Origin of the sequence: Rugosimonospora acidiphila (assembly GCF_039543385.1) — a bacterium.
GTDB classification, from domain to species: domain Bacteria; phylum Actinomycetota; class Actinomycetes; order Mycobacteriales; family Micromonosporaceae; genus Rugosimonospora; species Rugosimonospora acidiphila.
The window spans coordinates 103,695-116,112 of sequence record NZ_BAABJQ010000025.1 but is presented as its reverse complement, the minus strand read 5'-3'; the positions used below and the strand labels follow the sequence as shown (position 1 = coordinate 116,112).

Genomic DNA, 12,418 nt, shown 5'->3' with positions numbered 1-12,418 from the left:
GGAACAGGTATTCATGTACGAGGTAACCGGCCGTATCAACGGGAAGGCACGCGAGAGCGCCAACCGCATGCCGATCAGCGACAAGTTCACGGACACCGTCGCCGGACAGCTCCACATCGCCTCCGAAGCGGACATCGATGAGGCGCTGAGCTCGGCGAGCGTGGCGCGTACCGAGGCGCCGCTGACCTCCCACGATCGGGCCGACATCCTGCGCAAGGCCGCGCGCCTGCTGGCCGACCACTCCGACGAGCTCGCCGAGCAGCAGCGCGTCGAGGCCGGCTTCACCGTCGCCGATGGCCGCCGCGAGGTCGACCGCGCGATCGAGACCATGCTGCTCTCGGCCGACGAGGCGATCCGCTTCGGCGGCGAGTCCGTCCCGCTGGGCTCCGCCCCCAACACCAAGAACCGGATGGGCATCACCATCCGCAAGCCGATCGGCGTCGTGGCGGCGATCACGCCGTTCAACTCGCCGGTCAACACGATCGCCCACAAGATCGGTCCGGCGCTCGCCGCCGGCAACGCCGTGGTGCTCAAGCCGGCCGAGCAGACCCCGTCGCCGGGCAACGTGCTCGCCGACGTGCTGTTCGAGGCCGGCCTGCCGGCGCAGTGGATGCACGTGGTGCACGGCCCGGGCGAGACCGTGGGCGCCGCGCTCGTCGCCGACGACCGCTCCGACTACATCGCGTTCACCGGCTCGACCGCCACCGGTGCCGCCATCCACCGCAGCGCCGGGCTGCGCAAGACCCAGCTCGAGCTGGGCAGCATCTCCTGCACGGTGGTGGCCCAGGACGCCGTCATCGACAAGGGGATGCTGGCCAACACCGCCAACGCCGCGTTCCGCAAGGCCGGCCAGGTGTGCACCTCGATCCAGCGGATCTACGTCCACCGCGACGTCGAGCAGCAGTTCACCGAGGCGTTCCTCGCCACGACCGGCGCGCTGCACGTCGGCGACCCCAGCGACTCGAAGACCACGGTCGGCCCGCTGATCAGCAGCCAGGCCACCGACCGGGTGGAGGCCTGGATCAAGGAGGCCGTCGCCAGCGGCGCCGAGCTGCTGATCGGCGGCACCCGGGAGGGCACCGTGATCCAGCCGACCGTGCTGCGCGGGGTCAAGCCCGGCATGAAGATGCACGACCTGGAGGCGTTCGGCCCGGTGGTGTGCATCTACACGTACGAGAACGACAACGAGGTGATCGATGAGATCAACTCGACGCCGTACGGCCTGGCCAGCGGCGTGTTCACGCACAACCTGGACCGCGCGCTGAACCTGGCCAACCGGCTGGACGTCGGCACGCTGCACGTGAACGGCACCTCGTCGAGCCGGGTCGACATCATGCCGTACGGCGGCCTGAAGGCCTCGGGCCACGGCATCGAGGGGCCGGCGTACGCGGTCAAGGACATGTCGCTCGAGACGCTGCTCAGCCTCGAGTGGACCTCCTGAGGGAGCGGACGCGATGAGCCAAGCCGGCACGGTTCCCGCCGTGATCATGCGCGGCGGGACGAGCAAGGGCGTGTTCCTGCACGAGGCGGACCTGCCGCCACACGGGCCGGAGCGCGACCGGGTGCTGCTGGACATCCTGGGCTCGCCGGACCCGATGCAGATCGACGGGCTCGGCGGGACCCACTCCAGCACCAGCAAGGCAGTGGTGGTCAGCCGCAGCCAGCGGCCGGAGGCCGACGTCGACTACTGGTTCGCCCAGGTCGGCGTGGACGCCCCGATCGTCGACTGGGACGGTAACTGCGGGAACCTGACCACCGCTGTGGGCCCGTTCGCGATCAATGAGGGTCTGGTGCCCGCGGTCGAGCCGGAGACCACCGTCCGGCTGTACAACGGGAACACCAAGACCGTGATCGTGGCGCGGGTCCAGGTGCGCGATGGCGTGGCGGCGGTCGACGGGGACCTGTCGATCCCCGGCGTACCGTCGCCGGGCGCGCCCGTGGTCACCGACTACCTGGAACCGGCCGGCGGGGTCCTGGGCTCCGCCCTGCCGACCGGGCACGTGCGCGACACCGTCGAGGCGGACGGCACCGAGTACGAGATCTCGTTCCTCGATGTCACCCACCCGATGGTCTTCGTCCGGGCCAGCCAGTTCGGCCTGACGCTGGGCGGCCTGACCGCCGCCGAGCTGAACAAGGACGAGGAGTTGCTGGAACGCGTCGAGGCGCTGCGCGGCCGGTGCAGCGCGCTGGTCGGCGCGGTCGCGGACTGGCGCGACGCCAGGCTCTCGGCCCCGGTGGTGCCGAAGCTGGTCATGCTGCAGACCCCGGAGGACGGCGACGAGAGCGCCGACGTCCTGGCGCTCGGTGTGTCCATGGGGAAGATCCATCACGCGCTGCCGATGACCGCGGCCCTGTGCCTCGGTGCCGCCGCGGCCACCCCGGGCACGGTGGCCGCCGAGCTGCGCCGGGCCGGTACCGGTCCGCTGCGCATCCGCCACCCGAAGGGCGTGGTGGTGGTGACGGCGGACGTGGACGCCACCGGGAGCGTTCCGGTGGTGCGGTCGGTGGGCGTCGTGCGCACCGCGCGCCGCCTGATGTCCGGCACGGTCTGGCTGCGCAAGCCATAGCTCGACCCTGTGTTCGACGGCGTAGGGGGCTCCGGTGGCGGCCGGGGCCCCCTACGCGTACCGGCGGGTGGGCCGGGCGCGGCTCATCCCTCGACGCGTACCAGCTTCTGCAGGCTGCGGATCGGTCGTGGCATCGGCTTGCCCGGGAACAGCTGCGGCCACCCGGTCACCGACACCTCCGCGACGTAGATGTCGCCGCGCGAGTCGGTGGCGATGCCGTGCGGCGAGATGAACTGCCCCGGGCCCAGCCCCATCGCCGGGGTGACCTCCAGCCGGCTGATCAGCGAGCCCGTGGTGCTCAGCACGCTCAGGCGCGGGCCGAGGTTCGGCGCGCCCCGGTTGAAGTTCATCGACGGGCCCAGCTCACCGACCAGGAACACCGGGTCCGGGCCGGGCGTGAGGTACAGCGCGCACGGCCGGTGCACGACATCCCGCCAGCACGCCTCGAACCTGCCGTTGCCGTCGAAGATCTGGATCCGGTGGTTCTCCCGGTCGGCGACGTAGACCCAGCCATCGGCGTCGCAGACGATGTTGTGCGGCAGGTTGAACTCGCCGCTCGCCATGCCGTTGGCGCCCCAGGACAGCAGCAGCCGCCCGTCCGGGGAGAACTTGTGCACCCTCGCGTTGCCGTACCCGTCGGAGACGTAGATGTCGCCCTCGGGCGAAAGCGCGGTGTGGGTACACCGGTTGAACGGCTCGCCGCTGTGGTATCCGGCGGCCTCACCGGGCACGCCGATGCTCATCAGCAGCGTGCCGTCCAGGTCGTGCCTGGTCATCGTGTGGCGGCCGTCGTCGGTGCAGTAGAGGGTCTGGTCCGGGGCGATGAAGACGCCGTGCGCGTGGGGGAAGAAGCCCTCGCCCCACGAGTTGAGGAAGTTCCCGTCCCGATCGAAGACGATCATGGGGTGCTCCCCGCGGTTGAACACGTAGACCCGGTCCTGCGCGTCGACGGCGGTACCGGCGACGTCGCCGAGGTCCCAGCCCTCGGGGAGGGTGCCCCAGCCCTCCTCGACCCGGTACGTGTGGGATCCCTGTCCGAGCACCACGGCCATGTGGTCTCCTTCCTCACCCTCGTCGCCGAGGTTTCGTCGCCAAGACTCCATCGCCAAGGCTTCGTCGCCGATCACCGCCGGTACCGCCCCGGCGAGCGTGTACGGTAAATCGTATGTAATATACATGCAGAACAAGGGAGTTTGACCGTGCAGCACACCAGCTATCCCGTCGCGGTGATCCCCGGCGACGGCATCGGGCCGGAACTCGTCGAGGCCGCGCTGTCGGTGCTGGCGGCGGTCGGCTCGCGGCACGGGTTCTCGCTTTCGACCACCACGGTGGACGGCGGGGCCGCGGCCTACCTGCGCGACGGCGTGCCGATGACCCCGGAGGCCATCGAGGTCGTCCGGCGCTCGGCCGCCACCCTGAAGGGGCCGGTCGGGCTGCCCGAGGTGCGCCTGCCCGACGGGACCGAGGCCGGGCTGCTGGGCGGTGTCCTGCGCAACGGCCTGGACCTGTGGGCCAACGTACGGCCGATCAAGCTGCTGCCGGGCATCGAGTCCCGGGTACGGGCGGAGCCCGGCGACATCGACTACGTCATCGTCCGGGAGAACACCGAGGGGCTGTACCTCGCCCGGGGCCGGGGCGTGGGCAACGAGCGCGCGATGACCGACACTCTCCTGGTCACCAGGCACGGCTGTGAGCGCATCGCCCGGTACGCGTTCGAGCTGGCCGCCCGCCGGTCCGGCGCACCGGCCGACGGCGGGCACCGGGTCACCCTGGTGGACAAGGCCAACGTGCTGCGCAGCATGTTCTTCTTCCGCGAGGTGTTCCTCGAGGTCGCGGCGCAGTACCCGGACATCGAGGCCGAGTGCCTCTACGTCGACGCGGCGGCGCAGGCGCTGGTCATGCGGCCGGAGCACTTCGACGTGATAGTGACCGAGAACCTGTTCGGCGACATCCTCAGCGACCTCGGTGGCGGGACGGTCGGCGGGATCGCCATGTGCCCGTCCGGCAACGTCGGCGGCGCCCTGCGCGGTGACCCGGCGCGGCGGTCGTCGCACCCGGCGGACCCCGCGTACTTCGAGCCGATCCACGGCAGCGCGCCGGCCATCGCCGGACGCGGGCTGGCCAACCCGCTCAGCCAGATTCTGGCCGCCGCGATGATGCTCGACCACCTCGGCGAGCGGGCCGGCGGCGACGACATCCGGGACGCCACGAGCGCCGCGCTGGCCGCCGGCGACATCCAGATCCGGCGGGACGGCTCCGCGATCGGCGGCCCGGACGCGGTGAGCCGGGCCGTGGTGGCGCACCTGAGGGGTGGCGCACCCGAGGTAGAGCGGGAGCCGTCGACGCCTTGAGCGTCTACGAGCTGCATGTATACTGCATACGTATTATCCAAACTTCATAGGTCGACGACAGGACGCCACCATGCAGATTGGCAACCCGAACGACAGCCAGGACTTCTTCGCCGTAGCGGGCGACCTGCGCAGCAGCGGAAAGCGTCACAGCCGGATGCTGGTCACCGGCACCGAGGGCGCGATCGACAACTACAAGCTGTCCTACGGCGCGGGCGGCAACAAGGACGACTGGAAGACCCCCCGGCACCGGCACAACTTCGAGCAGATCCGGCACCCGCTGCGCGGTGACCTGATCATCGGACACAACACGATCGTTCCCGAGGGCTGGGTCTCCTACTTCCCCGAGTCGTGCTGGTACGGGCCCCAGGTGCGCAAGCCCGACCTGTCGATGATCGTGCTGCAGTTCGCCGGCCCCAGCGGGTACGGGTACGACACCGCCCGTGAGCTCAAGGCCGGCATGGACGCCCTGGTCGCCAAGGGCGGCGAGTTCAAGAACGGCATGTACAGCTGGGTCGACGAAGAGGGCAAGCACCGCAACCAGGACGCCGCCGAGGCCATCTACGAGGAGAACCGCGGCGAGCAGATCGTCTACCCGGAGCCCCGGTACGACCGGCTGCTGATGTTCAACCCGGCCGCGTACCCGTGGGTCGAGGAGGCCGAAGCGCCGGGCGTCTCGCACAAGTGGATGGGCACCTTCACCGAGAAGGAGATCCGCTTCGGCTTCATCAAGATCGAGGCGGGCGCGACCTTCAAGCTGGGCACCCAGCCGGCGGTCGAGGTGATGTTCCTCAAGACGGGCACGGTGCTGATCGACGGCACCAAGCACGACACGCTCAGCGGGTTCAGCACCGAGGCCGCCGACGCGGTGGTCGAGCTGACCGCCGCCGAGCCGGCCGAGCTGTTCTACGCCAAGCTGCCGACCTTCTCCGCCGCCTGACGCAACCGCCGCCTGACGCAACCGCCGCACGGCGGCCGGACACCCGGTCGCCGTGCGGCGCGGAATCCCCGGCCCCCAGGGCCTTTCCGACCGATCCGCTGTGGAAAGCGAACACATGAGCCTGCGTTACGACGTCAACATCTCGCTGCTGTTCAACGAGTTGCCGCTCCTGCAACGGCCCGCCGCCGCGAAGGCACAGGGCTTCGACGTGATCGAGAGCTGGTGGCCGTTTGCCGAGCCGGTTCCGGACTCGCGGGAGGTGGACGCCTTCGTCACCGCGATCTCCGACGCCGGGGTCCGGCTGGAGGCGCTGAACTTCTACGGCGGCGACATGCCGGCCGGTGACCGGGGCGTGCTGTCGATCCCGAGCCGCACCAGCGAGTTCCGGGACTCCGTCGACATCCTGGCGAGCATCGCGGCGCAGACCGGGTGCTCGCTGTTCAACGCGCTCTACGGGGTGCGGGTCGACGGCGTGAGCCCCGAGCGGCAGGACGAGGTGGCGGTCGAGAACCTGTCCTTCGCCGCCGAGGCGGTCGCCCCGATCGGCGGCTCCGTCCTGCTGGAGCCGCTGGCCAGCGGCGAGAACGGTGCCTACCCGCTGACCGGTCCCGACCAGATCCTGGCCGTCATCGACCGGGTGCGGGACGCGAGCGGCGCGGGCAACGTGCGCCTGCTCGCCGACTTCTACCACCTGACCCGCAACGGGTTCGACTGGCGGAAGATCGTCGACGAGTACCTGCCGTACGTCGGACACGTCCAGATCGCCGACGCACCCGGGCGCCACCAGCCGGGTACCGGCGAGATCGACTACGCCGCGCTGTTCGCGGCCCTGGAGGAGAACGCGTACGAGGGGTGCGTCGGCCTCGAGTACCGGCCCGAGGGGTCCACCGAGGAGAGCCTGAGCTGGCTGCCGCGCGAGTCGCGGGGCGAGAACGGAGCCTTCGCGTGACGGTCGTCGGATTCATCGGGCTCGGCATCATGGGCCGACCCATGGCGGTCAACCTGGTCAAGGCCGGGTTCGACGTAATCGGCTACAGCCGCCGCCCCGAGTCGGCCGGCGACCTGGTCGCGGCGGGCGGCCGGGCGGCCGGCAGCATCGCCGAGGTCGCCGCGGCGGCCGAGGTAGTGGTGCTCATGGTGCCCGACTCCCCCGACGTCGAGCAGGTCGTGCTCGGCGCCGACGGCCTGCTCGCGCACGCGCGGGCGGGTCAGCTGCTGATCGACATGAGCACCGTGACCCCGCAGACCGAGACGGCGGTCGCGAAGGCCGCCGCGGCCAAGGGGGTACGCACCCTGGACGCGCCCGTGTCGGGCGGGGAAAAGGGTGCCATCGACGGCACGCTGTCGATCATGGTGGGCGGCGCGGCCGAGGACTTCGCCACCGCCCGCCCGGTGTTCGAGGCGGTCGGCAAGACCATCGAGCACGTCGGCCCGACCGGCGCCGGTCAGATCGTCAAGGCCGCCAACCAGCTGCTCGTCGGCGGCATCATCGAGCTGGTGAGCGAGGCGCTGCTGCTGGTCGAGGCGTCCGGCGTGGACCCTGACGCGGCGGTCCGGGTGCTCGCCGGCGGGCTCGCCGGCAACCGGGTGCTCGACCTCAAGGCGGCGAACATGCTCGCCCGCCAGTTCCAGCCCGGCTTCCGGATCGACCTGCACCACAAGGATCTCGGCATCGTGCTCGCCGCGGCCCGGGACGCCGGGCTTTCGCTGCCGGTCACCGCCGTGGTCGCCCAGCTGTTCGTGGCGGCCCGCGCGCAGGGACTCGGTTCGCTCGACCACAGCGGCCTGCTCAAGGTGGTCGAGGGATTGTCGAGCACCCGGTGAGAGCCAACCCTCGCCGGGTGCGCGCCACCGGCACGCTGTCCGCCCCGGAATTGGGCGGGCAGCGGCCGGTCGGTGCGCGGCGCCCGGATTCGACCCCGGCCGGCGGCCCGGCCGCCCGGTCCCACTCGGAGAGCGCGGCGATCCCGACCAGCGGTCACGGGGCTTCGCTACCCGACCCGCACCGCGACCCGGACTCCGACCCGAATTCTGGCGAGCTGACCGGACGGCCGGCCCCGGCACGGCCGCGCTGCGAGCTGCAACACCCGGCGGAGCTGGAGAGCGCCGCCCGGGCCCTGTACGACGCGATCACGAAGGGCCCGCGCGGCGCGCAGGCCGGCACCGTGCCGCTGACAGACGGGTCGGGACGGCTGCTCGGCCCGTTCGACGTGATGCTGCGCTCCCCGCAGGTCGGCGACGCCGTGCAGCGGCTCGGCGCCGCCATCCGGTTCGGTGGCCTGCCCGAACGCGGTCGTGAGCTGGCCATCCTGACCGTCGCCGCCACCCTGGGCAGCGAGTTCGAGTGGTGGTCGCACGAGCCGGCCGCCCGCTCCGCCGGGCTGGACACGCCGGCGCTGCGGCGGCTGCTCGACGGGCGAGTCCCCGACGGGCTGAACGAGCGGGAACGCGCGATGGTGCGGATCGCCGGCCTGCTGGCTCGGGACCGCCGGCTGGACGACGAGGACTACGCCGAGGCCGTCCGGGTGCTGGGCCACGAACAGCTGGCCGTGCTCACCTGGCTGGTCGGGTACTACGGCATGCTCGCGCTGGCCCTGGAAGTGTTCCGGCCGCCGAACCCGCTGCTGCCCGAGCCGCGGTAGCCGGCGGACGGCTCACCGCCGGTAGGTCTTCAGCCGGTACACCCGCTCCGCGTTGCCGCCCAACACCAGCCCGGCGGTCTCGTCGTCCGGGCACAGCGCCGCCACCGCGCGCGCGTTGTGCGCGATGCCGGGCACGCCGGGCCAGTCGGTACCGAAGATCATCCGGCGGGTCAGCCGCGCCCAGTTCTGCCGGGCGTAGTAATCCCGCAGCCGGGAGGGCGGCAGCCCGGACAGCTCGATCCAGACGTGCTCGTTGGACAGCGCCAGGAACGCGGCCGCGTCGTACCACCAGCCCCGGCCGCCGTGCGCCAGCACGACATCCAGGTCGCGGAAGTCACGCAGCACGTCGTCGAGCAGGATCGGGTCGGCGTACGCGTTGGCGGAGCCCGGGAACGTGCTGGTGCCGCAGTGCACGACCACCGGCACCCCGGCGCCCTGGCAGATCTCGTAAGCCGGGTACAGCGCGCGGTCGTTGGCCGCGAAGCCGCCGTGTACCGGATGGATCTTCAGGGCGACGGCGCCGAGCGCGAGCTGGCGGCGCAGTTCCTCGTCGATCGGGTAGTGCAGGTGCGGGTTGAGGTTGGCGATGACCCGGACGCGGTCGGCGTTGTGCGCCGCGAGCGGCAGCAGGTCCTCGATGGGCTGGATGCCGGTGACCTTCGGGCTGTACTCGGACAGCAGCAGCGCCACGTCGACGCCCTCGGCCGCCAGGTACGCGTCGAACCGGCCCGGGTCCACGGCACCCTCGGCGTCGTACAGCCGCTCGATGACCGAGTCCCCGCCGAAGTCGTGCGCCCAGCGCCGCCAGGCCGGCTTGAGGGTGGGCAGCCTGGCGGCGTGCTGGTGCGCGTCGACGAGCAGGTGTCCGTCCAGCATCAGGCGGTCACCTCCAGGGCCGCCGCGGCGGCCTCCCGCAGTTCGACCCGGCGCACCTTGCCGGTGGCGGTGGTCGGGTAGCCGGACACGAAGCTGATCCGCCGGGGCCGCTTGAACGACGGCAGCCGCCGCTGGCAGAACTCGATGAGCTCCCGCTCACCTACCTCGTGGCCGGGATTCAACATCACGAACGCGACCGGTTTCTCCAGCCCGTCCGGGTCGATCGCGGCCACCACGACCGCCTGGGCCACCGCCTCGTGGGCCAGCAGGCAGGTCTCCACCTCGGCCGGAGAGACCCAGATGCCACCGGCCTTGAGCATGTCGCCGGTGCGCCCGAGGCAGGTGTAATACCCCTCGGCGTCGCGGACGTACGTGTCGCCGGTGCGCAGCCACTCGCCCTGGAACACCAGCCGGGACGCGTCGTACCGCTCCCAGTACCCGGTGGCGGTCGAGGCGCCCCGCACCAGCAGGGTGCCGGGCTGCCCGTCGGGCAGGTCCAGCCCGGCCTCGTCCACCACGCGCAGGTCGTACCCGGGCACCGCCACCCCGGTGGTCCCCGGACGCACCTGACCCTCCCGGTTGGACAGGAAGATGTGCAGCATCTCGGTCATGCCTATGCCGTCGAGGATGTCCACCCCGAAGTGTTCGGTCCACCGCTGGTAGAGCGCGGCGGGCAGGGCCTCCCCGGCCGACGCGGCCAGTCGCACCCCGGCCAGCGCGTCGCGCTTGAGGTCGGCGCGCAGCATGGCGGCGAAGAACGTGGGGCCGGCGAAGAACAGCGTCGCGCCGTACTCGGCGGCGCGGGCCGCGATGGTGTCCGGCCGCGAGGGGGCCGGCTCCAGGATCGCGGTGGCGCCCACGGACAGCGGGAACAGCAGGGAGTTGCCCAGCCCGTAGGCGAAGAACGCCTTGGCCGCCGAGATGGTCCGGTCACCCGGCCGGATGCCGAGCACCTGGCTGCCGTACGTTTCGCAGACCACCCGCACCGAGCCGTGCCGGTGCATGGCGCCCTTCGGGGTGCCGGTGGTGCCCGAGGTGTAGAGCCAGAACGCGGGCGAGTCCTCGACCGTCGGGTACACGGTGTCGATCGGGGTGGCCGCCGCGCACAGCTCGTCGAGATCACGCACCGGCACCGGGCCGTCCGCCGCCGGCCCCGGCACGAGAATGCCGCGCAGCTCGGGTGCCTGGCTCGCCGCCTGGTAGCCGGTGGCGACGAAGCCGGGCGACAGCGCCAGCAGGCGGGCCCGGCTGTCGCGCAGCAGTTCGGCCAGGCCGTCGGCGTACAGCATGCTGGAGACCGGCACCGGTACCGCACCGATGCGCATCGCCGCCAGGTACACCGTGACGAACTCCGGCGAGTCGGCCATGAACAGCAGGATCCGTTGCTCCGGCTGCAGCCCGAGGTCGACCAGGGCGGCGGCGGCGCGGCGCACCCGATCCAGCAGTTGCCCGTACGTGACGTCGCCGCCCGGGCCGGTCAGCGCGAGACGGTCGGCGTCCCCCGCCCGTACCCGCCGGTCGAGCAGGTACTCGGCCGCGTTGAAGAGTCCCGTCGCCACGCGGGCGCCAGCGGCGCCGAGGGACGAGGCGTCGCGGTCAAGCGCCCGATCTCCATCAGTCATGGCAGGTTCACGTATTCGTAGTCGAACGGCTTGCCGTTGATGCCGTTGCGGGGTGGAGCTATCCAGGAGGCTATCTTGCCCCGTTCGTACACCGGGCGCATCAGCGAGCGCACGTAGGTCTTGTCGACGTCCGTGGGTAGCCAGGCATCCTTGCGCGCCTCCCAGTCCGATGTGGACAGTTGCTCGCCATCCGGTGCCGCCTCGATGCCGGAAAACGCGCCCACCTTGCGGTTGAACGCGATGTGCGGCAGGCGCAGCCGCTGCGGCAGGTCGGCCTCGGCCAGGACTCGGTTCCACCGGGCGACGCCGGTCTCGCAGTCGGAGATGTACTCCCGGCGCAGGTCGGTGTTGAGCCCGATCAGCGCGGATACCTCGGTCTGGCCGATCTCGCCGTCCTCGGTGACCGTGTCCACCATGATGGAGTCGTCGGTCAGCCGGTGGTCGTCCGCGCGGCGCTGTTCCGACCAGCGTCCCTTGAGCCCGGCGGTGAAGTAGTTGGCCACGTTGGTGGAGGTCTCCCCACCGAACAGGTCGAGCGAGACGCTGTAGTGGAAGTTGAGGTAGCGCTGGATGACGTCCAGCGGAATCGCGCCGTGCGCGACCACCTCATCGGTGTCGTGCTCCCGCATCACCTGCGCGGTGCGCTCCACCACGCGGTCCACGCCGGTGGTGCCCACGAACATGTGGTACGCCTCCTCCTTGAGCATGAACTCGCAGGTGCGCGACAGCGGATCGAAGGCGCTCTCCTTGAGCGTGCCGAGCTGGTACTTGCCGTCCCGGTCGGTGAAGTAGGTGAACATGAAGAAGGACAACCAGTCCGGCGTCTCCTCATTGAACGCGCCGAGGATGCGCGGCGCGTCCTCGCTGCCCGAGTTGCGGTGCAGCAGCGCCTCGGCCTCCTCCCGGCCATCCCGACCGAAGTACGCGTGCAGCAGGTAGACCATCGCCCACAGGTGCCGCCCCTCCTCCACGTTGACCTGGAAGAGGTTGCGCAGGTCGTACAGGCTCGGCGCGGTGGCGCCCAGGTTGCGCTGCTGCTCGACCGAGGCCGGCTCGGTGTCGCCCTGGATGACGATCAGGCGCTGGAGTTCGGCACGGTACTCCCCCGGCACCTTCTGCCAGACCGGCTCGCCCTTGTGCGCACCGAACCCGATGCGCCGCTCCCGGTCCCGTTCGGCGAGGAAGATGCCCCAGCGGTAGTCCCGCATGGCGACGTGGCCGAAGTGGGCCCAGCCCTCCCGACCGACGTTGACGGCGGTGCGCAGGTAGACGTCCCGGGTCGGCAGCGCCGGCCCCATCGAGGACCACCAGTTCAGGAAGTTGGGCTGCCAGGACTCCAGCGCCCGCTGCAGCCGGCGGTCGGAGTTCAGCTCGACGTTGTTGGGAATCTTCTCGGAATAGTCGGCGGTCGTAGTATCCATGG

General features: G+C 71.1%; 11 protein-coding genes. 7 read left to right on the top strand and 4 right to left on the bottom strand.

Translation table 11 applies throughout. The features are described 5' to 3' along the window. Nucleotides 1-13 precede the first annotated feature (13 nt). Both ABEA87_RS32105 and ABEA87_RS32100 read left to right on the top strand, forming a co-directional pair. A complete protein-coding gene (locus ABEA87_RS32105; RefSeq protein ID WP_345636009.1) occupies nt 14-1,441 on the top strand; it encodes an aldehyde dehydrogenase family protein in 1,428 nt (475 codons plus the stop codon). 13 nt (nt 1,442-1,454) lie between these two features. Then, a complete protein-coding gene (locus ABEA87_RS32100; RefSeq protein WP_345636008.1) occupies nt 1,455-2,567 on the top strand; it encodes a PrpF domain-containing protein in 1,113 nt (370 codons plus the stop codon). 83 nt (nt 2,568-2,650) lie between these two features. On the opposite strand, the gene ABEA87_RS32095 is transcribed toward ABEA87_RS32100, so the two are convergent. After that, a complete protein-coding gene (locus ABEA87_RS32095; protein WP_345636007.1) occupies nt 2,651-3,619 on the bottom strand; it encodes a peptidyl-alpha-hydroxyglycine alpha-amidating lyase family protein in 969 nt (322 codons plus the stop codon). 147 nt (nt 3,620-3,766) lie between these two features. Between ABEA87_RS32095 and ABEA87_RS32090 the strand changes: the two genes are divergently transcribed. From ABEA87_RS32090 to ABEA87_RS32070, 5 genes are all read left to right on the top strand, one after another. After that, nucleotides 3,767-4,918, top strand: coding sequence for an isocitrate/isopropylmalate dehydrogenase family protein (locus ABEA87_RS32090; RefSeq protein ID WP_345636006.1), 1,152 nt, complete (start codon nt 3,767-3,769; stop codon nt 4,916-4,918). A 70-nt stretch (nt 4,919-4,988) separates the two neighbouring features. Next, complete coding sequence (locus tag ABEA87_RS32085; protein ID WP_345636005.1) at nt 4,989-5,855, top strand: hypothetical protein; 867 nt, start codon at nt 4,989-4,991, stop codon at nt 5,853-5,855. Between the two features lie 115 nt (nt 5,856-5,970). Next, entirely contained in the window at nt 5,971-6,804 is an 834-nt protein-coding gene (locus ABEA87_RS32080) for a hydroxypyruvate isomerase family protein (RefSeq protein WP_345636003.1), read from the top strand. Then, nucleotides 6,801-7,679 carry a 2-hydroxy-3-oxopropionate reductase gene (locus ABEA87_RS32075; RefSeq protein WP_345636001.1) on the top strand — a complete coding sequence of 293 codons (879 nt, stop codon included), beginning with the start codon at nt 6,801-6,803 and terminating at the stop codon, nt 7,677-7,679. Before ABEA87_RS32080 ends, ABEA87_RS32075 begins: the two co-directional genes overlap by 4 nt. Further along, nucleotides 7,676-8,497: a carboxymuconolactone decarboxylase family protein gene (locus tag ABEA87_RS32070; RefSeq protein ID WP_345636000.1), complete on the top strand. Its 822-nt coding sequence runs from the start codon at nt 7,676-7,678 to the stop codon at nt 8,495-8,497. Before ABEA87_RS32075 ends, ABEA87_RS32070 begins: the two co-directional genes overlap by 4 nt. Nucleotides 8,498-8,509: 12 nt before the next feature. On the opposite strand, the gene ABEA87_RS32065 is transcribed toward ABEA87_RS32070, so the two are convergent. The 3 genes from ABEA87_RS32065 to boxB are packed head-to-tail and all read right to left on the bottom strand — an operon-like array spanning nt 8,510 to nt 12,416. Further along, complete coding sequence (locus tag ABEA87_RS32065; RefSeq protein ID WP_345635998.1) at nt 8,510-9,373, bottom strand: amidohydrolase family protein; 864 nt, start codon at nt 9,371-9,373, stop codon at nt 8,510-8,512. Continuing rightward, nucleotides 9,373-10,995: a benzoate-CoA ligase family protein gene (locus ABEA87_RS32060; RefSeq protein ID WP_345635997.1), complete on the bottom strand. Its 1,623-nt coding sequence runs from the start codon at nt 10,993-10,995 to the stop codon at nt 9,373-9,375. Before ABEA87_RS32060 ends, ABEA87_RS32065 begins: the two co-directional genes overlap by 1 nt. After that, complete coding sequence (gene boxB / locus ABEA87_RS32055; RefSeq protein WP_345635996.1) at nt 10,992-12,416, bottom strand: benzoyl-CoA 2,3-epoxidase subunit BoxB; 1,425 nt, start codon at nt 12,414-12,416, stop codon at nt 10,992-10,994. The genes ABEA87_RS32060 and boxB overlap by 4 nt, the downstream gene beginning before the upstream one ends. Nucleotides 12,417-12,418 lie beyond the last annotated feature (2 nt).

Excerpts from the sequence above, each read along its gene's own strand:
- ABEA87_RS32105 (WP_345636009.1), top strand. The coding sequence starts at position 14 with ATGTACGAGGTAACCGGCCGTATCAACGGGAAGGCACGCGAGAGCGCC.
- ABEA87_RS32100 (WP_345636008.1), top strand. The coding sequence starts at position 1,455 with ATGAGCCAAGCCGGCACGGTTCCCGCCGTGATCATGCGCGGCGGGACG.
- ABEA87_RS32095 (WP_345636007.1), bottom strand. The coding sequence starts at position 3,619 with ATGGCCGTGGTGCTCGGACAGGGATCCCACACGTACCGGGTCGAGGAG.
- ABEA87_RS32085 (WP_345636005.1), top strand. The coding sequence starts at position 4,989 with ATGCAGATTGGCAACCCGAACGACAGCCAGGACTTCTTCGCCGTAGCG.
- ABEA87_RS32080 (WP_345636003.1), top strand. The coding sequence starts at position 5,971 with ATGAGCCTGCGTTACGACGTCAACATCTCGCTGCTGTTCAACGAGTTG.
- ABEA87_RS32065 (WP_345635998.1), bottom strand. The coding sequence starts at position 9,373 with ATGCTGGACGGACACCTGCTCGTCGACGCGCACCAGCACGCCGCCAGG.
- ABEA87_RS32060 (WP_345635997.1), bottom strand. The coding sequence starts at position 10,995 with ATGACTGATGGAGATCGGGCGCTTGACCGCGACGCCTCGTCCCTCGGC.
- boxB (WP_345635996.1), bottom strand. The coding sequence starts at position 12,416 with ATGGATACTACGACCGCCGACTATTCCGAGAAGATTCCCAACAACGTC.